This window comes from Blastococcus sp. SYSU DS0617 (genome assembly GCF_054051075.1).
In genome coordinates, this window is sequence record NZ_JBJHAO010000011.1 from 20,701 (window position 1) to 42,441 (window position 21,741).

At 67.3% G+C, this 21,741-nt stretch carries 15 protein-coding genes; 7 read left to right on the forward strand and 8 right to left on the reverse strand.

What is annotated here, in order from left to right; genetic code table 11:
* Nucleotides 1–10: 10 nt before the first annotated feature.
* The 7 genes from dpdG to ACI793_RS13215 all read right to left on the reverse strand — a co-directional run bounded on the left by dpdG (nucleotide 11) and on the right by ACI793_RS13215 (nucleotide 11,777).
* Nucleotides 11–931, reverse strand: a complete 921-nt coding sequence (dpdG, locus tag ACI793_RS13185; protein ID WP_456606825.1) for a protein DpdG — start codon at nucleotides 929–931, stop codon at nucleotides 11–13.
* A gap of 2 nt (nucleotides 932–933) precedes the next feature.
* A complete protein-coding gene (gene dpdF, locus ACI793_RS13190; RefSeq protein WP_456606826.1) occupies nucleotides 934–3,534 on the reverse strand; it encodes a protein DpdF in 2,601 nt (866 codons plus the stop codon).
* Complete coding sequence (gene dpdE / locus ACI793_RS13195; protein ID WP_456606827.1) at nucleotides 3,531–7,007, reverse strand: protein DpdE; 3,477 nt, start codon at nucleotides 7,005–7,007, stop codon at nucleotides 3,531–3,533. The genes dpdF and dpdE overlap by 4 nt, the downstream gene beginning before the upstream one ends.
* A gap of 390 nt (nucleotides 7,008–7,397) precedes the next feature.
* On the reverse strand, nucleotides 7,398–8,492 hold the full coding sequence (gene dbpB / locus ACI793_RS13200) for a DGQHR domain-containing protein DpdB (RefSeq protein ID WP_456606828.1): 1,095 nt from the start codon (nucleotides 8,490–8,492) through the stop codon (nucleotides 7,398–7,400).
* Nucleotides 8,492–9,724, reverse strand: coding sequence for a tRNA-guanine transglycosylase DpdA (dpdA, locus tag ACI793_RS13205; protein WP_456606829.1), 1,233 nt, complete (start codon nucleotides 9,722–9,724; stop codon nucleotides 8,492–8,494). The genes dbpB (ACI793_RS13200) and dpdA overlap by 1 nt, the downstream gene beginning before the upstream one ends.
* Nucleotides 9,721–10,863, reverse strand: coding sequence for a DGQHR domain-containing protein DpdB (gene dbpB / locus ACI793_RS13210; RefSeq protein WP_456606830.1), 1,143 nt, complete (start codon nucleotides 10,861–10,863; stop codon nucleotides 9,721–9,723). Before dbpB (ACI793_RS13210) ends, dpdA begins: the two co-directional genes overlap by 4 nt.
* Nucleotides 10,860–11,777, reverse strand: coding sequence for a hypothetical protein (locus tag ACI793_RS13215; protein ID WP_456606831.1), 918 nt, complete (start codon nucleotides 11,775–11,777; stop codon nucleotides 10,860–10,862). Before ACI793_RS13215 ends, dbpB (ACI793_RS13210) begins: the two co-directional genes overlap by 4 nt.
* A 115-nt stretch (nucleotides 11,778–11,892) precedes the next feature.
* Here ACI793_RS13215 and queC point away from each other — a divergent pair, with 115 nt between their 5' ends.
* From queC to ACI793_RS13240, 5 genes are all read left to right on the forward strand, one after another.
* On the forward strand, nucleotides 11,893–12,585 hold the full coding sequence (gene queC / locus ACI793_RS13220) for a 7-cyano-7-deazaguanine synthase QueC (RefSeq protein WP_456606832.1): 693 nt from the start codon (nucleotides 11,893–11,895) through the stop codon (nucleotides 12,583–12,585).
* The gene (queE, locus tag ACI793_RS13225; protein ID WP_456606833.1) at nucleotides 12,582–13,214 is read left to right on the forward strand and encodes a 7-carboxy-7-deazaguanine synthase; all 633 of its coding nucleotides are present in this window, start codon (nucleotides 12,582–12,584) and stop codon (nucleotides 13,212–13,214) included. The genes queC and queE overlap by 4 nt, the downstream gene beginning before the upstream one ends.
* Nucleotides 13,211–13,573 (forward strand): 6-carboxytetrahydropterin synthase QueD, encoded by a 363-nt coding sequence (gene queD, locus ACI793_RS13230; RefSeq protein WP_456606834.1) that lies wholly within the window; start codon nucleotides 13,211–13,213, stop codon nucleotides 13,571–13,573. The genes queE and queD overlap by 4 nt, the downstream gene beginning before the upstream one ends.
* A gap of 83 nt (nucleotides 13,574–13,656) precedes the next feature.
* A complete protein-coding gene (locus ACI793_RS13235; RefSeq protein WP_456606835.1) occupies nucleotides 13,657–14,199 on the forward strand; it encodes a VUT family protein in 543 nt (180 codons plus the stop codon).
* A gap of 323 nt (nucleotides 14,200–14,522) precedes the next feature.
* On the forward strand, nucleotides 14,523–16,136 hold the full coding sequence (locus tag ACI793_RS13240; RefSeq protein ID WP_456606836.1) for an SIR2 family protein: 1,614 nt from the start codon (nucleotides 14,523–14,525) through the stop codon (nucleotides 16,134–16,136).
* Nucleotides 16,137–16,535: 399 nt separating this feature from the next.
* On the opposite strand, the gene ACI793_RS13245 is transcribed toward ACI793_RS13240, so the two are convergent.
* Nucleotides 16,536–17,939: an ADP-ribosylglycohydrolase family protein gene (locus ACI793_RS13245; protein WP_456606837.1), complete on the reverse strand. Its 1,404-nt coding sequence runs from the start codon at nucleotides 17,937–17,939 to the stop codon at nucleotides 16,536–16,538.
* Nucleotides 17,940–18,125: 186 nt separating this feature from the next.
* Between ACI793_RS13245 and ACI793_RS13250 the strand changes: the two genes are divergently transcribed.
* A complete protein-coding gene (locus ACI793_RS13250) occupies nucleotides 18,126–18,290 on the forward strand; it encodes a hypothetical protein (protein ID WP_456606838.1) in 165 nt (54 codons plus the stop codon).
* A gap of 157 nt (nucleotides 18,291–18,447) precedes the next feature.
* Complete coding sequence (locus tag ACI793_RS13255) at nucleotides 18,448–21,738, forward strand: carboxyl transferase domain-containing protein (protein WP_456606839.1); 3,291 nt, start codon at nucleotides 18,448–18,450, stop codon at nucleotides 21,736–21,738.
* Nucleotides 21,739–21,741: the final 3 nt, after the last annotated feature.

A 21,741-nucleotide genomic window follows, 5' to 3' on the forward strand; every position in this document is an offset into this window, starting at 1 on the left:
CCTCGCCAACTCATCTCTTCTTGCCGCCCTTCAGAATGACGTGAGTAGTGCGCGCCTGGTCGGAGGTGGACAGGGGGACACCGTCGGCGTCGGCGAGACTTTCGAAGCCAAGTCGCCCGCGTGCCTCGAGTATGCGCAGTGCCTGTGCGACGGAGGAGTCGACTGCGTGGGCCTGAATGCCAGGGTCTGGGTCTGCCCCGAGGCGTGCAACGAGTCCGTTCCGAATAACTCCGCCAGGGAGTACCGGCAACTTTCGTGCCAAAACAGTGAGGAACTGGCGAATGGGCATACGAGCGTCGGCCCACTCCTCGAGCGCATCAGTAATAGCGAGTGTGGGAAGTGGAACAAGGCCCGCCTTCGAGCGTACGACCGAAGGGACCGCAAGGCCCAACGCGGGAGCCCACCGCGCGAAGGGATTCCACCGGGTGTCATTAATTAGGGCCCACTGATCGTTTTGATTAGTGGCAAATTGATCCGCCTGCAATCGCTCAACATTGTCCGCCCAGCGGAGGGGTTCTCCGAGCGCATCCTGTGCCAAGAACCATGACAGCGCACGGGAGAGATCGCGCGCGCCGCCCGTCTTCGCTTCGCCCTCTGCGATCGACCAAGGGTCGCCGTCCCGGTCGAGATCGAACACATGCTTTAGCATCAGTTGACGAAACCCGGAGCGGTCGAAGGCCCGACCGGAAGTCGTGACACTGCTGGCAACCGTCGTGCTACCCCCCGCACCGCTCTCAAGAATGCCGATTGCCCGGAAAGCGCTGATGGTGTTCCTCACACCGTCGGCGGCGCCGCCGTCCTCGTTGACGCCGGCGGGCTTGAACGTATCCACGAGTCCGGCTTCATCCCATGAGTTGCGATTCTCGATGAGGAAGTTGACGATCGACCTGCCGAGTCCCGGGATCACTCGCGGCGGATTCAAGACGGCCATGATCAGATCCTCCTTAGGAAGTCGTCGAGGTCCCAACTTGGTGCGCGATATTCCTTGATCCTTTGTCCGGGCTTCTCTGGGTCGACAAGGTCCTCAGGAACGACGACGACACGAAGTGGCCCCGTCGATGGGTTGACCCAGGAGAGACGGGCCGTGTCCCCGTGATCCAGCACGATAAGCGTCGGCACGGGAAACGCGATCTGCGGCACACGAGGGTTGACAGTGTCAACCATCACGAACCCCTCGGGTGATGTCTGGGCAGCAGTAGCGACTGCCTGAGCGCCCGCGAACGCTGGACTCGCCAGAATCCCGCGGATTCCGTGGGAGATGCATCGCTGAACGAGGCTCTGCAACTTTAGGCGCAGCCGACCTGGGTAGGCGACGATCACGACGTTGCCGCCGGCCGCGAGGCTGTTGAGCGAGCGGCTGACGTCTCTTGATAGCCGCGGCATCGCAGCCTCCGCGACGACGGGCTTGGCCGCGTCGTAGCGTGGACGATGCCTGTGCCCTTCCGCGGGGCACCCTGAGCAGGCAGGTGCGACTGAGAGCGTCGCGTCCATGGGTCCCGCACCGTCGAGGCTGTACTCGGCAGCGATTAAGTCAGCCCAGCACTCGGAGCGCGCTAGGAGTGCGTCGATCCGCTGCTGTGAGGCGCGCTCGGTGGCGCGGATGTCCGTGCGCAGTTGACCTAGCCGCCTTTCGAACGTGCCTCGGTCGAGGTTGACGTCGCCGGCGACACGAACCTGGATGTGCGTGTTGAAGTAATCCCACGCCTCCGAGCGGCGACGCTCGAACACCGCCTCTTCCTCGCCCGGGGAACGCTCAATGCGCGGTGGGGGCGGGGGCTGAACGGCTATGAGTCCAGCGCGCTCCATCAGCGTAAGCGTGTTGCGATTCCAGAGGCGGTTCTTGTCCGAGGAGTAGGTGAGGGTGGGGGGCACCACCGTTATATCCAGTGCGAATGACCCGTCGTCGGGTTGGTGCTTCACCGAATGCCGGTACATGGACTCCCAGCGGAGCCAGGCCTTCTCGTCGCCGATGAGAGTAGCCCCCTCGATTCTCCGCCCGTCGTAAAGATCGCCTGGAGTCGTCAGCCAGATTGCGACGGCCGCATGGCCGTCTCGCCCTGCGCGGCCGACCTCTTGGTAGTAGCGATCGAGTGATGCCGGCACGCACGCGTGGACAACTGCGCGGACGTCGCTCTGATCAACACCCAAGCCGAAGGCACTGGTGCCCACCACGATGTCTGATTCGGTCGGTCCATCCGACCCCGACCAACGATGGAGGACTCGGAGACGCTCGGAGCCCTGGATGTCGCCGTGGAACACGTCAGTTCGGGAGAACCCGGCCTCGCGAAGTCGTCTGGCGATCTCTTCGACGTCTGACTTACGGGTGGCGTACACGATGGCGGGCCTGGGCAGGTGATGCACCGTCTCCACGAGGCGATCGAGTCGCTCTTCGGGGGTTTGACTCGCACCCATGAGGTAGCGGAGTTCGGTGCGAAGGAACGTCGAGCCAACGAACAGCGACTCGCTCGTTCCATGAAAGAGTGCGTCGTTGAGTTCGAGGCCCTCCTCGGCAAGTGTTGCAGTGAGCAGGATGACGTGGGGTTCGAGGTGTCCGGATGCGGACGCGATGGCACGAAGTTCGCCGACAAGCGCCCCGACCAGCTGGAATTCGGGGCGGAAATCGAGCCCCCATGACCGGACAAGGTGTGCCTCATCGATCACAACGCTGGTGAGTCCCCCTCGGGTCGCCAACGCGTGAAGAGCGTCAGCGAGGCCGCTCACCATCGCCTCGGGTGACGTGAACAACACCCTTTGGGTCCCCGCCCGAAGGCGATGCAGGATCAGTTCTTTGCCGCCGTCCGTGCGGTCTCCGTAAAACGCAAGTTCGGCGGGCAATCCAGCAGTGGGGAATCGCTCATGGAGTGTGCGTTCTTGGTCGAGAGCCAAGGCGATTGTCGGCACCACTACGATGGTGTTCCCGCCGGCACGAAGTAGGCCCGGTGCGAGGCCGACGAGGGACTTGCCAGTTCCGGTCGGCAACACGACGTGGAGCGTTGACTTCGGATCCGCGAGCGCTGCGGTGCGGACCGCGCTTGCTTGTGTCTTCGACCGGTACTGGGTTAGCCCGGAAGCCACTGCACTCAGTGCGGGATCGATATCAACCGGCATGTCCGGACGTGCGTAGGTGGTCACCTCCTCGGACGTGCCGCCAAGGAATGGTCCAGGACTCGCGCAGGCGACGTCGATCCATCGCGGATCACCGTGGAGCCACTCAGGAGTCCAGTTTTCCCCCAGCGTGACGGAGTGCTCGGTCAAGCCGAAACGCGTGCAGTTGAGATTGCTCCGGGCGAGGAGAGTCGTGGCGATCCCGCGATCGTCCAAACCGAGTCGGATTCGCGGCGCGGGGACCGACGCAACATCCCTTTCATGCCTAAGTACCTGAGAAATGAGGGCTGCGACGTCGCCGGCAATCGCGGGGCCTGACTGGTCAGACAACCAGGCATCGACGAGACGACGATGTGGCCCGGTGAGTCTGTCGCGCGCGGCGAGGTCGCCGTTGATTGCCCTTTGGGCGATCTCGAACTGGATCGTCATGCGCCGTCGTCCAACTCCAGTTCGTCACCCGAGAGCACGACGACGCCCGTCCCGTCGAGTCGAAGCCTGGGCGCCTCAATCGCCACAGCAAGGGTTTGCCCCGCCTCCTTCTCGTATGCCGCCTCCTCCTCGAGGGCCCTGCCTTCGCCAACCGAAGAGCGAACAGCACGGAGTTTCAGTTGCCGAACACGCCTTTCCGAGTCGATTCGAGCATTTGCTAGACCTGTCGCGATAGCGTTCTTGACCTCCGGGAGGCTCAAGGCGGACTTCGCTGCAACACCCTCCGCAGAGCGCCACCTCTGTGACCACTCGGCGGCGGGAGTGACCTTGTAAGCCGCTCCGATGCGCTTGCGGCTTAGAGAAAAGTCGCCTCCAGGTGACCCGTTCCCCGGCTTGATGTACGGCGACTCCAGTGTTTCGAGCAATTTAGCGTCTGCGATCTGGTGGCCGTGCTGGTCGACCCACACCGTGACGATAAGAGGCGGGAACAATCCGTCGGCGCGGTGCATCAGTGTGGCGCGTGCGGCCGTGCTGCGTTCGCCACTGGTGGGCCGTGCCTCAACGGCGTAGTCGAAGCGATAGGCGATCATGAGGCCACGCTCCCAGTCGGGTATCCATCGCCACATCCCGAACGCGCGTCCGCGGTCGTCGTGCCGTAGGAAATCCGACACCGCGTCAATGAACGTGTCGCCATAGCGGTACAGATGGGTGTCTGGCTGCTGCACAGCGATTCGGCGGAGGAAGGTGCCGCGTTGGTCGCGGATGGGAAGGAAGTCACGCTCAAGTCGCTCTACAGAGACGAGTGGGATCTGGAGTTGCTTACCGGGAAGGCGCGTCAGCGCGTCATAGCCACCGACGCCGGATCTCGGGTCCGAAATCACTCGAAATCGAAGGTTGCCGGGCGCGGAGTTTGCGGCGAGCAACGCGTGAGTCAGGTCGCCGAACCCGGCTTCCCCAGACTCGAAGCTTTGTAGTTGGCGGTAGATCGCTCCGCGCTGCCCTCCGGACTCGATGCTATCGAGAGCATCCTGTTCCCGGACACGGTCCAGTTCGGCCTCTAGCGAGGCTCGGACTTCGGTGATGATGGAGTCGCATGCCATGACGCCATCGCGGACGAGCCTCTGCCAGGCGCGGTGAGTTGCCGCCTCGACGGCGAACTGCAAACTCGCAATAGAGGAGGTGAAAACGCCGAAGCCCTCCTCGAGGATGCGCGTCCAAGCGCCGGTGAAGGAGCCCTCCGAGTCCGGTTCAGTAACTAACAGCGAGCGCCACTGGCCCGAAGCGTCATGGATCTGCCAGCGATCGCAACGCCCGATTCGCTGCTCCAACCGGTTCGCGTCGGCCGGTAGTCCCACGTGGACAAGGAGATCTGCGAACTGGAAATTGCGGCCTTCCTCGGCCGACGAATCTGCGACCAGGATGGCAGTTCCCCGTGCGCCTTCGAACTTCCGAATCGCCGACTCGATCTGCCCGGGTAGATCCGACGTCCGATGCACGACCACCGACGAACTCCCCAGGAGGTTTCCGAGTTCGTCGGCGAGGTCAGTAACAAGGTCCGGGGTCGCGCAGAAGACGACCACCTTGTCCTTGGCCTTGAAATGATAGGTCAGTGCGTCCGCGATCGGGCGTGCGACTCCATCTCGACGGTCCCGGAACGCCAGGTCTTGCACCATGCGGTCGAGTGCAGTTTGCTCGCCCAGTGTCGCTGCCGTCCGGCACTGTGCCCATTGCCCAAGGGCCTCGGGGTCGAAAGCAAGGTTTACGGCCTTCGCAAATGCCCAGGCGACGTCGTCCAAGGTCGACGGGTCATCCTCGTGCGCTGCAAGTGCCTCCTGACGCCAGGCCTCTAAGAGCCTCGTTGTTTCCGTGAGGAGGTCCGACTGGATGACGAGCGGCTCCGCCGCTCGTCGCCCCGTGACCTGATAGGTCGCCTCGAGCGCAGAGGTGCGACGGGTGCGCAACATGCGTCGATGGACGCGATACACCTCGGCAACATGCATTCTGAGACCGTCGATCCTCGTCTTGAGCGCTTCACGATCCCCGGAGTCCAAGGCGCTTGAAGCCGCGCTGAGAAGAAGCTCGACATCGGCGTCGCCGGGCAGTTCCTCGCCGAGTTCGGCCAGCCTTTTGCGAAGGAGAACGGCGGGGAGACCAGGCTGGAGACCAAGAAAGATTCGGCCGAGCCCGGCCCGCGCCGCGAGACGTCCACGCAGTTGTTTTACGGATACGTCGGCGTAGATGGCAGGGTCGAGCAGTCTCAGCATCTCGAGGAACACCGGTTCGTTGTTGAGTGCTGGCGTTGCAGACAGCAAGAGCACCTTCGGCGTCTTGCTCGCGATCTGCGCCAGGCCCACGAAACGCGCCGCGAGGTCCGGTCGGTCGCTGTTGGCAAGGCCCGCGAGGTTGTGGGCCTCGTCGATGATCAGAAGGTCGGCTGCACTCCACGACTCCGGCTCATCGTTACGGGCAAATCGAACGTCAGCATCAGGGAAGTCCTTGAGGAAGAACTTGTCTTCGAGTTCGTGTCTCCACTGGCCGATGAGGAACGGCGGTAGAACAAGTTGAACCGAAAGTTCCGGGTTGTCGAGAAGTAGTTGGCGCAACACGATACCGGCCTCGATCGTCTTGCCAAGGCCCACCTCGTCCGCGAGAAGATAGCGCTGCACAGGGTCCTGCAAGATGCGCCACGCAGTCTCAAGTTGATGATCGTGGAGTTCGATCGCACTCGATAACGCGCCTCGCATTCCGCGGGCGGCAGCGCGTTGGCGAAGTATCGCCTGGAGGAACGGCCTCCGCATGTCTGCGAGAAGGGGCGACTCAAGCAGACCGCCGGCCCCGAAACCGACAGGGTCCAGCAACGGCCGGTGCCAGCGCACGAACAACCGGTCTTCGGGGACGAAGCCCTCCCAGTCGCCTCCGGTCTCCCGCACCGATATATCCCTGTGCTGGGTCATCTCGATCACGCGACCAGATCGCCAACGGTCACCGGTTTGCCAGAACACTCGTGTTTCAGGCTTCAGTTCGACGCGCCGCAGACCCGTACGGGGAACGGACATCCGGACGCGGTCCTCAGTCCTCTGCTCGGGAGTGTCAAAGTACTCAAGAACCAAGTTGTCACCATCCGCGGAAATCGCCTTCCCCGGGCCGAAGTGGTTGACCGACGAGGCCAACAGATCGCCCCGCCGAATAGGGCTCTTTCCGGCACGACCGCTGGCGCGGGCAGCTTTAGTCGCCGTCTCGGCTGCACTCGTTCGAGTGGACGTCTTGGGCGCCCTCTTTGCAGGGGGCTGAGGAACCGACCCATCAAGGCTTCGAGATCCCTTGCAGGCGGGGAACCTCACGCACCCCCAAAACTCGGACCCGGCGTTTGGGCCACGCCGAGCGCTGCGCAATGTCATATGCGTTCCGCATAACGGGCAGCGAACCTCTGCAATCATCCGTTCGTCCTGTCCGGCGAGACCGCGCATTTCCATCCTGCAGTCCCGACAATGAATCGTCGGATGTTCGTCGGGTCGGCCGAATGCCGGCCCGCTATGGGATGCGCTGTTGACTCATGCTGGCCGAGTCGACTTCCGCACCCGTAGATTCCGCCCCCGCGCGCCGCACTTGCAACCCCTGGATGGACGACCATTGTCCCTACGCTGAGTCCTGCCCTCGCTGGCAAGGCCGCCTCCAGTTCCGACGTTGTGACGTCCGAAACCTAGCCTGCGACTCGCACAGCACGGGGACGCCCCGCGCACGCGTCGCTCCTGAGGGTGACGGAGGGCGTGGTGGGGTGATCGAGGAGCGCGTGGCGGCGTCGTAGCCGATCCAGGGATCGGCGTCGGGTGAACGGACAGGCGCCGCGAAAGGACTACCGACGTTTAGACCGCTGCGTCCACTCTGTTGATCAGATGGCTCGTTAGCAGGCGGATGTCATTCGGAGTGTTCTGGATCTGGTTCCATCGACGGACACCGGTGGGGAAGTCCCACTCGCCCGATGACCACGGAGCGTCGCTCAGTTTGCTGATGCGTGCGCACGCCTTCCCGAGGTCTCCGAGTGGCACACCCTCCGTCAGGTGATCCATGAGGTAACCGAGCGCTGCGATTCCGGCTCCGTGGGAGAGGCGCGAGCGTCGAGGCGGCAAACCCCAGGCCGTCGGAAAAGTTGCCTTGACCGTTGCCCAGAAGGTGATGAGGTGCGTGAGCATCTTGGCGACGTCGCCGTCCCCGGTATCGGCATGTCGGTACGCGTAGAGGGCACCGTTGTAGATGCTGTTCTCCACCATCCTCAGAACGGCGTTGTCCTTGATGACGCCGTCCGGTTGAGTCGGAGTCGCGATTAGTCCGGCGAAGGGCGAGTCCGGGTCGACATTCAGCCGATACAGGACCTCTGCCGCGAGTCGCCGACGCATCAGCGGAAGCGGCAGTTCGTCCTGCGTGGCCGGGAGGAGTTCGTGGATTAGGCCCTTGGGAAGTGGGCGGGTGTTGTTCACGAGGATGAACTGAGCTCGCTGCTCCTCCTCGCTGGCGATGAACGACACGACGCACACCGGGAACTCGTCGACCCTGGCCTCCCGAATCGCGGCGGTGCGCTGCTGCCCGTCCACAATCCAACCCGGCTTGTCGCCGTCTGCCTGCGCCTCGTCGATGGGCACCACCAACGTGCCTGCGGTGGCATAGCCGACCTCCGACGCATCGGACGTGATGGGCTCGAAGTGCACGCGGTCGTCGAAGGCTACGACGATGGCATTGGGCAGTAGAGCCCCAGGCTTCTCCAGGTAGCGCTGGATGCCCCGGATGTGCTTGAGAACCTCGGGTCGCTGGTACCCCTGCAGGCCGGCGTCTTCGTCCCTTCCGACCCGGGCCACGGCGGCGAACCTGCCCAACTGCTTTCCGTCGACGGCGAAGGAGAAGAGTTCGCGTTGGCCCTGCATGACCCGAAGGCAGGGCAGGCGCAGCTCGTAGCGGTCGGCCATCAGTCGGTTTCCTTCGTCGTCTGGGGTAGGGCGTGGACTCGGTCGCGCAGGACGGCGAGGTTGTGGAAGCCGCGGCTCTTGTTTCGTTCGGTGCCGCGGAAGATCGTGATCTGTATGCCGTGCCTCCGGCAGAGGCTGCACTCGCAGTGCTCCCAGGGGCGGTCCAGCAGCGTGCGCCGGTAATCGCCGAGATAGCTGCGCTTGACCGCGAGCAGTCCCTCGTACACGGCGAGCGCTGCGAGGGCCTCCTCGTTGTGCCGAGGATCTTCACCGGCGGCGCGGAGGCTTTCGAGGCAGTCTCGTTCGGCCTTGAGGCACTCACGCTGGTCCAGTTGGCCGGCCAACACGCGCCGCTTGACGGATGGGTTGGCGTCGACCTGGGGGACCCTGATGGCGACGTAGTGTTCGCCGTTCGGGACCTGGTAGTTGTCGCGGTCATCCATGAACGCTTGGCGGAACGGTGCGGTGCTGTCGAAGCTCGTGACTCCGTAATCCGCAAAGCGAGGCATCGCGTCCAGGCGACTGATGCCGAGCAGATGCAGTTCGACGTTGGGCTTGCGAACCTCGGCGACGGCTTCTAGGGACGCCAGGATGTCGGGTGTCTTGAGGGGGACCATGCCGCCGAGGGCGATGCGGGTGTAGCCCATCGACTGCAGTTGATCGACGCTGTCGGCGTAACTGGTCGGGTCCCAACCCTGGGCCGCCCCCACCGGCTCGAACGGATTTCCGCGCTGACGGCACTCGTCCAGGAAATCCTCGGCGTAGCGCAGTGAGATGAGGCGGCGCTCACGCCAGTCCTCGTGTCCGTTGCTCAGGTCCAGGCGCTTGTCGTAGGCCAACACCACGTGGTCAACGGAGACTCCCGCCTGGAAGCCGACCCTCTGGTAAAAGTCTGCAACCTCGGCGACGCTGTACGGCGGCACCGGTTCGTTGACGTAATTGAACGCGCCGCAATCTCCGAGGGTGTGTGTCCCTTCCGGTAGGCGGAAGAACTCGTCTGCTCCGTAGCGGTAGAGGCGCGAGCGCTGCGGTTCCGAATACTTGCCCGCCCCGCGAGTGCTTCCGTCCACCATGGCCTTGCTGACCAGGATTCCGTCGTACGGTGTTGGGTCCAGCACTTCATGGGCATATCGATCGTCGCGCTGCCTAACTCGGTACGGCGAGTACTCCTCGGTCACGAAGTCGTAGGAGGGGCTGACCTGGTCCTGGCTGTCGGGGAAGTAAAACCTCACGCGGATGCCGTCCGTTGGGACTGCTGGATGTAGAGGCGTACCAGGTAGTTGCTCAGCATGCGGATGTCCTTCTGCACGTTCTGCAGGGCGTCCCATGCGACACCCAACTCGTCCCACTCTCCTTCGGTCCACCGACAGAACGGGGCGATCTTGGCGAGTTCACGCCGGACGCGATCCTCGGCGTCCTTCTGGTCGGGGTCCACCGTGAGCATGACTCGATCCATCAGGCGCGCCATCGCCCGAAGGCCTGCGCCGTGCATCAAGCGTGACTCGGTCGGTGGCAGCCCCCAGGCGTCTGGGAACACCGAGCGAACTGCTCGCCAGTAGCAGAGCAAGAGGCGATAGATGCCGTCGACGTCGGTCTGGGCCGTTGCCATGTTGCGGTACGGGTAGAGGGCGCCCGCCGACGAGTTGAGGCTCTCCTCGATGGCGCTGACGAGGACGGTGTCGGTGACGACCGCCAGAGGTCGCTCGCTCTCCGGGGTGGAGGCGCGCTTGATCAAACCGTGGAACGGCGAAGCCGGTTGCCGATTCAGCAGGTCGACCAACGCACTCGGGATGCGCTTCGCGCTCATCTTGGGAGACAGCGAGGTCCACACCTCCGGCAGCAGTTCGGTAACGAGGCCGCGGGGGAGTGGCTGCACGTTGTTGACGCGCAGGAACTGGTCTCTCTGCACCTCGATGTCATCGGCGATGAACGCGGTTACAGGAACCGGGAGGTCCTGCCGCTTGGTTCGAGCAAGTGCGAGCGCGCGCTGCTGCCCATCGACGAGCCAACCAGGGCGTGGTTCCCCAGGCTTCGGCAGAGGGATCTCGAGAGTCCCGGCAGCTGCCAGACCGTCGTGCGTCCCTGGCCCGCGACTCTGCCGGAACTTGACGGTCGAAGGGAGCGCGAGGATCACGGCGTGCGGGAACAGCACCGAATCGCCGTCGAGGTAGTCAACGATCTGGTTGACGTGGCGACGGACCTCGGGGCGCTGATAGCCGATCAACTGACCTTCCTCGTCGCGCGAAATGCGGCTGATGTCCGCGACCTCGAGCAACTCCGCCGCGGTCACCGTGAACAGGTACACCGGCGTACCTGAAGGCTGCTGCACGGAGAGGGCGCGCCGCTGGAGCACGTTCTCGGGAGCCGTCACTGCTCCTCCTGGACTTCTCGATAAAGGCGTGCGAAGCGGGACTGCTCGCACGCCGATCCGGACCGCCGCAGTTCGGTCAGCAAAGGCGTCCGGGATGACTTGCGGATGGCCAGGCTCTGGCGGATGAAGGTCCGCACCTCGTCGTCGGTCAACGCCGGTCGGGCAGCCGGCTCGGACAGTCGGTTGCCTTCCGACCAGTGCGTCCACCGCTCGTGAGCGCTAGCGCTACCGATGGGTGCGCCGTCCGTCAACTCCAGGTACTTGGCGGCGGCGCGCGCGTTCAAAGTCACCTGAGTACCACCCAGTCGTTGACGCAGACCCCGACTGGACACAGGGGAGGTCTCCGTCGGCCGATGGCTCGACACCACCGCGACTCTTTCGTCGTCGGCCAGGCGCACGAGTTGGTCACGCAGCGGATCCAAGTAGTTCGGGGACAGGGCGAGCAGGACCTGGTCCGCTTGCTCTCGGATGGCGCGAAGATCGACCGTCGGTCGGTCGAGGAAGTCGGTCGCACGCAAGTCGTTCCACCACGACCGCCGTCCGAGCCGATCCTCGGCCACCTGGTCGGGACCGGCGGAGAAGCTGGCCTCGTAGGCGGGGGCTAGGTGGTCGGCCGGTGTCAAACCAAGGCCCGCCGAGGCGACCCAGAGATCGACGGCGTAGCCGAGATTGCCCGCTCGCGACTCGAGTTCCAGGGCGGACTGCCACATTGGCCCCCCGTACAACGTCCGCAAGGGGAGGCGCTGCTCTTCCGGCAGGCGGTTGAGCTTGCTCGCCCACTCCTGCACCCTGAGAGGCCCAGGCGACAGGTGGCGCACCATGGCGTCCCTGGTGGCCGGTCGCCGCTTCGTTGCCGTGCACGAGACCACAACTGCCAGTCGCTTCCCGCCGCGATGAGGCTGCAGTTGTCGCACGGAGGTCAACCTACCGGAGTTGCAGTTATCGCGGATGGCCCGTCCCCAGCTGGCGTGTCAACTGCAGACCTTGGCATGCTGTTGGCCTAGGGTCTGATCGACCAAGGAGGTGTGCATGGGCAAGCCGGCGGTGGTCCTGCTCAGCGGAGGACTTGACTCGACGACAGTTCTCGCGATGGCGCAGGACCGAGGCTTCGAGCCTTCCGCGCTGAGCTTCGACTACGGGCAGCGGCACGAGGTCGAACTGGCTTCGGCCCGGGCGGTTGCGACTGCGATGGGTGTCAAGCGGCACGAGGTGCTCCATGTCGGCCTCGACGTCTTCGGCGGAAGTTCGCTGACCGACGACGCGATGGACGTTCCGGTCGGACGGAGCCACGACGACATCGGCGAGGGCATCCCCTCGACATACGTCCCGGCCCGCAACACCGTGTTCCTCGCCTGCGCCTTGGCGTTCGCCGAGGTGATCTATGCCGAAGACATCTTCATCGGTGTCAACGCGCTCGACTACAGCGGCTACCCGGACTGTCGGCCCGAGTTCATCGAGGCGTTCGAGCGCCTGGCGAACCTGGCGACCGCCGCAGCCGTCGAGGGACGCCAGGGGGTCACGGTGCACGCGCCGCTCATGCAGATGACAAAGGCGGACATCGTCCGCGAGGGGACACGACTGGGGGTGGACTACTCAAGGACGGTCAGTTGCTATCGCGCCGATGGCCACGGGTCCTGCGGCGAGTGTGACTCCTGCTCTCTGCGTCTCAAGGGCTTCGCCGAGGCGGGCCTGACAGATCCCGCGCCCTATCGCTCCCGATGAGGACGTACTTCGTCAAAGAGATCTTCTACACGCTCCAGGGTGAGGGCGCCCACGCCGGCAGGCCCGCGGTCTTCTGCCGTTTCTCGCGGTGCAATCTTTGGACCGGGCTGGAGAAGGATCGCCAGCGCGCCGTCTGCCAGTTCTGCGACACGGACTTCGTCGGCGTAGATGGCGTGGGTGGTGGCAAGTACCGGGGAGCCGACGCTCTTGCCGACGCGGTCGCGTCCCATTGGCCTGGTGGCGGCCGCCCGTACGTGGTCTGCACGGGCGGAGAACCACTGCTTCAACTCGACGAACCGGCGATCGATGCCTTGCACGGTCGAGGGTTCGAGGTGGCCGTCGAAACAAATGGAACCCAGCCGGCCCCGGCCGGGCTGGACTGGATCTGTGTGAGTCCGAAGGCCGGCGCGCCGCTCGTCTTGACCAAGGGTGACGAACTGAAGCTCGTCTATCCGCAGCCTGGTGCGCCCCCGGAGAGGTTTGCCGGTCTGGAGTTCGACTCCTTCCGCATCCAACCCCTGGACGACGCCTGCGGTGAAGAGCACACCGCTCAGGCCGTCGAGTTTTGTCTCAAGCATCCGCAATGGTCGCTGAGCCTGCAGACCCACAAATACCTGAGGATTCCATGACCGAGATCTGGCGAACCTTTTCCTTCGACGCCGCGCACTACCTCCCGAAGGTGCCGGCCGGCCACAAGTGCGGCGGGATGCACGGGCACACGTACAGCGTCGAGGTGCGTCTACGCGGTGAGGTCGACGCGGTCACCGGTTGGGTTCGGGACTTCGGTGACCTAAAGGAGGCATTCCGGCCGCTCGAGCAGGAACTGGACCACAAAGTTCTCAACGACGTTCCGGGACTCGACAACCCGACCAGCGAACTGCTCGCGCGCTGGCTGTGGCAGCGGCTGCGTCCGACTCTGCCTGAGTTGTACAGCGTGACCGTAAGCGAGACGCCGACCTCTGGCGTCGTCTACCGCGACGCCGACTGACAGCTTTTGTCGCCTGACGCCGCTGCGACTTGTCGTACGCGTCCGCGAGCCTTTACTCCGACAGCACAATCGAAAAGCTCCCCATGAACCGCCGCATCCTTGCCCCAGTCCTCGCTGTGGCTCTGCTGAGCACAGTCGTCGTAGCCAACTGGTTGGTCGCGAGGTTCGGGCTGGTCACGGCCGGTTTCGGGCTGCTGGTCCCCGCCGGAACCTACGCGGCTGGGCTCGCTTTAGGCCTGCGCGACGGCCTAGACCGCGTCGGCGGTCTCCGCTGGGTGCTCGGGGCCATTGCCGCTGGCATCGTTCTCTCGGCGGTGCTCGCCTCGCCGACGGTGGCCCTCGCCTCGGCCGTGGCGTTCGGGCTGGGTGAGTTGGCGGACCTCCTGGTGTGGCGGCGACTTCGGGCGGCGGGTTGGCGTCGGGCTCTGTTGGCGTCAAACGCAGTCGGCGCCCTCGTCGACACCTGTGTCTTCCTGCCAATGGCGGGCTTCCCTCTCACCGTCGCTAGCGGCGGGGGCCAATTTCTCGTGAAGGCGGTTTACCTGACGGTGGCTGCTCTTCTCATAGTCGAGGGGGTCGGGCGCGCCATGCGTGCACGGACGTCCAAGGAGTTTGTGACCGCCTGACCGGGCATCCAACAGGCACCACCACGGCGCTGATGGATCAAGGGCGACGGAGTCCTGGGCTTATCGCGCCACCGCGTGCGGCGTGGCACACGTCCGCAGGAAGAGCGTCGGTGCACCGAGGTTGCCGTCGCGGCTTCCGTCTCGCGTAGGAACAGGTGCACCGAGCCATCGGGTTCACGGTGGTTTTGATGCACGGGCGACTCCAGTCTCGGGCCGTGTCATGTTGGGACTCCCACTGCAGCAGCGTGGGGAAAGCGAGCCCGTCGAGTTCAGATGTAGCCATCGAGTAGCCGCTCGCGCGCTCCACAACCGAGAATCCCGCCGTGGCTGCTCACGTCTTCGTCGTCCCCGGCACCCTCGACTCGTTGCACTGTGACGATGTGGTCGTGTCCACCGACCGCCGCGGGGCCGCGGGTGTCGGACCGCAGTGGTGGCCGGCGTTGGAATGGACGGATGACCGCGGCCGAGACGAACGGGAGAACGCCGAGCGGCTCACCGACGACCGCCGGTACCTGCATCTGTACCCCGACGGGCCCGCGAACGGCGGTCGGTCTCGCTGGCTGCTGCATGTCGGAGCGAAACCGGGCGACGGCGTGGCCTGGCTGCGCGAGGGGGTCCGCCAGGTGCTGCAGGCCGTTGCCAAGTCCGCTCCATCGCCGGCGGGACGGCCGAGGCGCGTCGCGCTCCCGGTCATGGGAGTCAGCGGGGGAGGGTTCGGGCGGCAGCGCGGGGCGGTGGTGCGTGCGCTGCTGGAAGAGGCGACTGCCGCCCCGGACGAGCTGGACGTGGTGATTGTCGCCCACAGCCGTGCGGACTACGCCGCGCTGCAGTCCCAGCGTCGGGCGCTCGGAATGGGCCGCCTGCACGACCCTGGGTTGAACCGCGCGGCCCGAAAGTTGGCCGATCGTGCGCGGGCCGGCCAGTTGGCGATCTTCATGGGGGCGGGAACCGGTGTTGCTGCCGGGCTGCCTACATGGGCGGAACTGCTCAAGCGGCTCGCCGAACGACTGCGCGTTCCCGGGGGTGCGGAAGCGCTGGCCCGACTGAGCCCTCTGGACGCGGCCGAGGTGCTCCGGCGCAGCGCCGATGTGCGCGAATCAAGCGGCGGACGACGGACCAGGCACATGACCCTGGGCGACCACGTCGCCGGCGTTCTCGACCGTGGGCAGCGGTACGCCCTCGGGCACGTCCTGCTCGCCGCGTTAGGGGCCGAGCAGGTCATCACCACAAACTTCGACGACCTGTACGAGCGCGCGGTCAAGGCCGTCACTGGTCGCGATATCCCGGTCGTCCTGCCGGACCGCGACCCCGAGGACGATCTGCGACGTGGCAAGGGTTGGCTGCTGAAGTTGCACGGTGACGCAGCCCGCCCCACCTCGATTGTGCTCGACCGGCGATCTTTCGTCCGCTATGACGCCACCCAGCGACCCCTGGCGAGCGTGCTTCAAGCCACGTTGCTCACCAAGCATCTGCTCGTCGTCGGCGCGTCCATGACAGACGACAATGTCATCCGCCTGGTCCACGAGGTCGCCTCGCTCAACGAGGACCACAACCGCCGCAGGACAATGGGCACGCTGCTGACCTTGGAGGAGCAGCCACTGACCGCCCGGCTGTGGAAGCCGGAGTTCACGACGCTGCATATGGGGCCGCAGGTGCCGGCGGACGAGACCGACGAAGGGCGCTCCGCCTGTCTTACCGCCGCCGGTCGGGAACTCGAGATCTTCCTGGACCGCATTGCCATGCTGGCCTCACGGGACTCGGCGCACGTGCTCGACAGCCGGTACGCCGACCTGCTCGACGACCGTGAGTCCGCGCTTGCGCAACAGTTATCCGACGCGGCCGATGCCATCCGTCGGTTCGGAGGGACGACGAGGCGAGCAGGGGAGTGGCAGGAGGTGCTCGTCCAGTTGGAGGCCTGGGGAGCGCGCAAGAGGTGATCCCGTGCCCGGTGCCATTCCGTTAGCCTCGCTCGATTAAGTGGCGGACCGGCATGGCGGTAGGGATGTCTGTTCTTTCCGCGCCGGTCGCGGCGGCAGGCGCTTCGACTGCGCGGTGAAGTGCGCGAGGGATCGAACTGCTGGAGAGCTGTTCGGCGACCGCCCGCTCGACGCTCGCGTAGTACCAGGCCAGCTCCTCTGCGCGGGCGTAAGAAGTCTCCAAAAGTCCTGCCTATACCGGACGCATGGGTGGCGGCCGGTTGAGACGGGGCTCAACGGCTCGGGCGGCCGCAAGGGCGCGTGGCAGGAGCGCAAGCAGGCGTACGTCAACGGGCTGCCGCACGACCGTCATCGTGCGTAAGGCCGCGCAGATGGCCGCCCCGATCCCGATGACAGATGTCAGCCCTTCGCGGGACCTAACCGCTCGAGGGCAGCAGTGAAGCTGGCGTTCCAGAGACCCAGGTGCGGCCAGCGCTCGGCGACGTGCGCCGTCGCCTCGTCGGCGGTCATCCCCTCGGTGCGCATCAGCCAGGCGCGCAGCACCAGGCCGGTGCGTGACGCACCGCCGTGGCAGTGCACCAGCAGCCGGTGGCCCTCGGCGCGCAGCGCGGCCATGTCCTCGAGGACGTCGGCCAGCACCACGTCCAGGTCGCTGTTGTGCTCGTTGTCCGCGACGTAGGCCATCCGCTGCAGCTCGTGCTCGAACGGCTCGCCCAGTCGGCACAGCGAGATGACCGCGAAGTCCTTCTCGCTGTACCGCGCCCCGTCCAGGTTGGCCGCCCAGATGCCCGGCAGCACCTCCGCCGGCCCGATCCGCGGGATCACGCCCGGGTCGTAGCTCTGCTGCGCCGCGCCGTCCAGGGTCGCCGCCAGCTGCTGCAGATCGGCCAGCCGCCACAGCTTGTCTGCGAACCCCGGCACCCGCCCGTGCACCACCGACGCCCACCGGCTCGGGATCCCACCCATCCCGAATACCGCGCCCGCCAGCCCGCCCGCGACGCATGCCACCGTGTCGGTGTCCCCGCCCAGGTCGATGACCAGCCGCAGCGCCTCGGCGAAGTCGCGCCCGTTGCGCAAGGCCCACACCGCCTGGCCGAGCGTCGGCCACACCGCGCCGTTCGACTCCGTGGCGTCGTCCGGGGTCCAGTCCTCGGCCAGCACGGAAGCCCACCGCTCGCGGTGCTCGTCGGCGACCAGTTCCAGGGCCGGCTCGACGGCCGCGAGCGGATCGCCGCCGTCCAGCGCCACCCGCATCAACTCGGAGAAGATCGCGCAGCCCTCGCCGGCCGCCGGGTCGCCGTGGGTCAGCGCCGAGATCCGCCGTGCGGCGTCCATCGACGCCGACGTGCCGAAGCGGGAGAACCAGATCGCCGACGGGGTGCTGCGCATCAGCGAGCCGTTGCCGGCCGCGTGCCCGGACGAGGCGAAGTGCGCGGCAGCCGCCTCATCCCACGGCAGCCCCGAGCTCAGCACGGCGCGCGTCTGGTTGCCGATGTCCGGCGGCCCGGCGGCCGCCCACTGCGAGAACCGGTCGAACACGTCCGCCAGGTCCAGCCCGCCGGCGGACACCAGCGACGACGCCACCATCAGCGCCATCTGGGTGTCGTCGGTGAACTCGCCCGGCTCCCAGTCCAGCGACCCGCCGCCGCACATCTCCGTCTTCGACCCGCGCGCGGGCACGGGGAAGCGGGCGGAGAACTGCCCGGGCGGGCCGAACTCGAACGGCGCCCCGAGCGCGTCACCGACGGCCGAGCCGACCAACGCGCCGGCGACGCGGTGGCTGCGGTGCATGGACTGCGGCACGGACACTCCTCGAGAACGGTGGACCCGCCACAGCATCCCCCGGCCGGTCTCCCGGCAGCGCCGGCGCGACACGGATCGGCACAGGAGTCACGTCCGTCCCAGCCGACGTGGGCGTTCCCCGGAGGTCCGACGGAAAGCGCCGATCCGTTCGTACGCTGGCGCCAACCTCCACGGAAGGACGACGGCGTGAGCAAGCACCTGCTGGACGAGACGGCTGAATTCAAGATGCCCGGCGCGGGCCGGCACTCCACCCCGGACACCGGCGAGCTCGAGGTGACCCAGCGGATGGAGCCCCTCGACCAGCCGCACCGGGCGCACCGCCCCCGACCAGACGCCGCCCGGGGCCGCTGACCGTCGATACCCAGCGCGACGCCGTCCGCCCGGAGCGGGGGACGGCGTCGCGGTGCACCGGTCCCGTCCGGCTGATGCGCGGAGGTGACGGGCCCACGGTCGATGAGCCGGTGACCGCCGTCACAGGAGCGTCAGGGTCGCGTGCGAGCATCGCCGGGTGGCCGACCCCTCCCGCCTGCTGATCGCCAACCGCGGCGAGATCGCCGTCCGCATCGCTCGCGCCGCGGCGGCCGAGGGCATCACGACCGTGGCCGTCTGCGCGGCCGACGAGCCCGACGCCGCCCACCTCGCCGCCGCCGACGTGCGCCACGTCCTCCCCGGCAGCGGCCCGGCCGCCTACCTCGACGGCGCTGCGCTCGCGCAAGCAGCCATCGACACCGGCTGCGACCTGCTCCACCCCGGCTACGGCTTCCTCTCCGAGAGCCCCGACCTCGCCCAGGCGTGCGAGTACGCCGGGCAGCGGCGCGGCAGCCCACTCGTCTTCGTCGGACCCAGCGCTTCGGGCCTGGCGACGCTCGGCGACAAGGTGCTCGCGCGCGGGCTCGCGGAGAAGGCGGGCATCCCCGTCCTGCCCGGCCTCGGGGCCGGGGTGGACGTCGACGCCGTCACGGGCCTGCTGGCCGAGACCGGCGCCGTCATGCTCAAGCCCCGCTTCGGCGGGGGCGGCCGCGGCACTCGCATCGTCCGCCGGGGCGACGACGTCGGGGCGGCGATCCGCAGCGCCGGCGCGGAGGCGCGCGCCGCATCCGGTGACGCCACGCTCCTCGCCGAGGCCTTCCTCGACCCGGCGCGGCACATCGAGGTCCAGATCCTCGGCGACGCCCGGGGGAACGTCGTCGTCCACGGTGACCGGGACTGCTCGCTCCAGCGCTCCCGCCAGAAGATCATCGAGATCGCGCCCGCGCCCTTCCTGCCCGACGACGTGCGCGCCCGGCTGCACGACGCGGCCGCCCGGCTGACCGCGGAGGTCGGGCTCCGCGGCCTCGCCACCGTCGAGTTCCTCGTCTCCGCCGACGACCCCGAGCGCTACGTCTTCCTGGAGTGCAATCCGCGCCTGCAGGTAGAGCACACCGTCACCGAGGAGACCTCGGGCCTCGATCTGGTCCGGCTGCAGCTGCGCGTCGCCACCGGCGCGACCCTCACCGACCTGGGCCTCGCCGCCGGAGCGCCCCGGCCGCTCGGCTGGGCGGTCCAGGCCCGCGTCAACGCCGAGACCGTCGCCGCCGACGGCACCCTGCTCCCGTCCGCGGGCACCATCACCTCGCTCGCCCTCCCCGGCGGCCCCGGCGTCCGGGTCGACACCGCGGCCCGGCCCGGCGCCGCGCACAGCCCCCGCTACGACTCGCTGCTGGCCAAGGTGGTCGTCTCCGAGCGGCAGGGGAATCTCGCCGATGCCCTGCGCCACCTCGGTCGCGCACTGACCGAGGTCGACGTCCGCGGCGTCGCCACGAACACCGGCTTCCTCCGCGCCCTGCTCGCCGACCCCGACGTCCTGGCCGGCCGGGCCACCACCACGCTCGTCGATGGCCGCGTCGCCGAGCTGGTCGCCGCCGCCGAGCAGCACGCCGGGCACAACGCGGAAGCGGAGACCCAGCCCCGTCCGGAGCAGCTCCACCTCGACCCTGACGAGGACGCCCTCCGCGCGCCGGTCCCCGGCACCGTCGTCGCCGTCGAGGCGCCGGCCGGCACGGCGGTCGTGCCCGGGGGAGTGGTCCTCGTCCTGGAGGCCATGAAGATGGAGCACGTCGTCGCGCTCCCCGCCGGCGGCACCGTCCACCGCATCGCCGTCCGCGTGGGGGACACGGTGCGGCAGGGCGACGTGCTCGCCACCGTCGAGCACTCCGACGGCGACGTCGCCGAGGCGACCGGCCTGCCCGAGGATCTCGACGCCGAGCGCGCCGACCTGACCGAGGTGCGACGGCGCCACGAGCAGGGCCTGGACTCCCACCGCACCGAGGCGGTGGCCAAGCGGCACGCCCGGGGCCGCCGCACTGCCCGGGAGAACCTCGCCGATCTGGTCGACGAGGGCAGCTTCCTCGAGTACGGGCCGCTGGTCTTCGCCGCCCAGGAGCGCCGCCGTAGCCGGGAGGAACTGCAGGAACGCACCCCGGCCGACGGCGTCGTCGGCGGACTGGCCGACGTCAACGGCGCCCTGGTCGGACGGGAGCGCAGCGCGGCGATCGTCGTCTCCTACGACTACACCGTGCTCGCCGGCACCCAGGGCCATCGCGGCCACCTCAAGAAGGACCGGCTGTTCGAGCTGGCGGAGAAGCGGCGGCTGCCCGTCGTCCTCTTCGCCGAGGGGGGTGGCGGCCGGCCCGGCGACGTCGACCACCCGGTCGTCTCCGCGCTCGACACCGCGGCGTTCGCGCTGTTCGGCCGGCTCTCCGGACTCGTCCCGATCGTCGGCATCGGCAGCGGTCGCTGCTTCGCGGGCAACGCCGCGCTGCTCGGCACCTGCGACGTCGTGATCGCCACCGAGGACTCCAACATCGGCATGGGCGGCCCGGCGATGATCGAGGGCGGCGGTCTGGGCGTGGTCGCACCGGAGGAGATCGGGCCGATCGACGTCCAGCACGCCAACGGCGTGGTCGACATCCGGGTCGCCGACGACGCGGCCGCCGTCGCCGCTGCGAGGAAGTACCTCGGCTACTTCCAGGGGCCGGTGGCCGACTGGACGGCGCCCGACCCGCGCGTGCTCCGGCACCTGGTCCCGGAGAACCGCAAGCGGGTCTACGACATGCGCGCCGTGCTGTACGCCCTGGCCGACGTCGACTCGGTGCTCGAACTCCGCGACGGCTGGGGTGCGGGGATGATCACCGCGCTGGCCCGGGTCGAGGGCGCACCGATCGGCGTTATCGCCAACGTGCCGACCCACCTCGGCGGCGCCATCGATGCCGACGCCGCCGACAAGGCCGCCCGCTTCCTCCAGCTCTGCGACGCCCACGGGCTGCCGGTCGTCTCGCTCTGCGACACCCCGGGCTTCATGGTCGGCGTCGAGTCGGAGAAGACGGCCACCGTCCGCCACTTCTCCCGGCTGTTCGTCATCGGCGCCAACCTGTCGGTCCCGATCGGGACGGTGGTCGTGCGCAAGGCGTACGGCCTCGGCGCGCAGGCCATGGCGGGTGGCAGCACCAAGGTGCCGCGGTTCACCGTCGGCTGGCCGTCGAGCGAGTTCGGCCCGATGGGCCTGGAGGGCGCGGTGCGCCTCGGCATGCGCCGGGAGCTGGAGGCCATCGAGGACGACGCCGAGCGGCAGGCCGCGTTCGACGCCGCCGTCGCCGCTTCCTACGAGCGGGGACACGGCCTGAACGTGGCCGCCCACTGGGAGATCGACGACGTCATCGACCCCGCCGACACCCGTCGCTGGATCACCACGCTGACCCGCGAGGTGGCGGCCACCCCGCGGCCACCGGGGCGTGTCCGGCCCAACGTCGACACCTGGTGACGC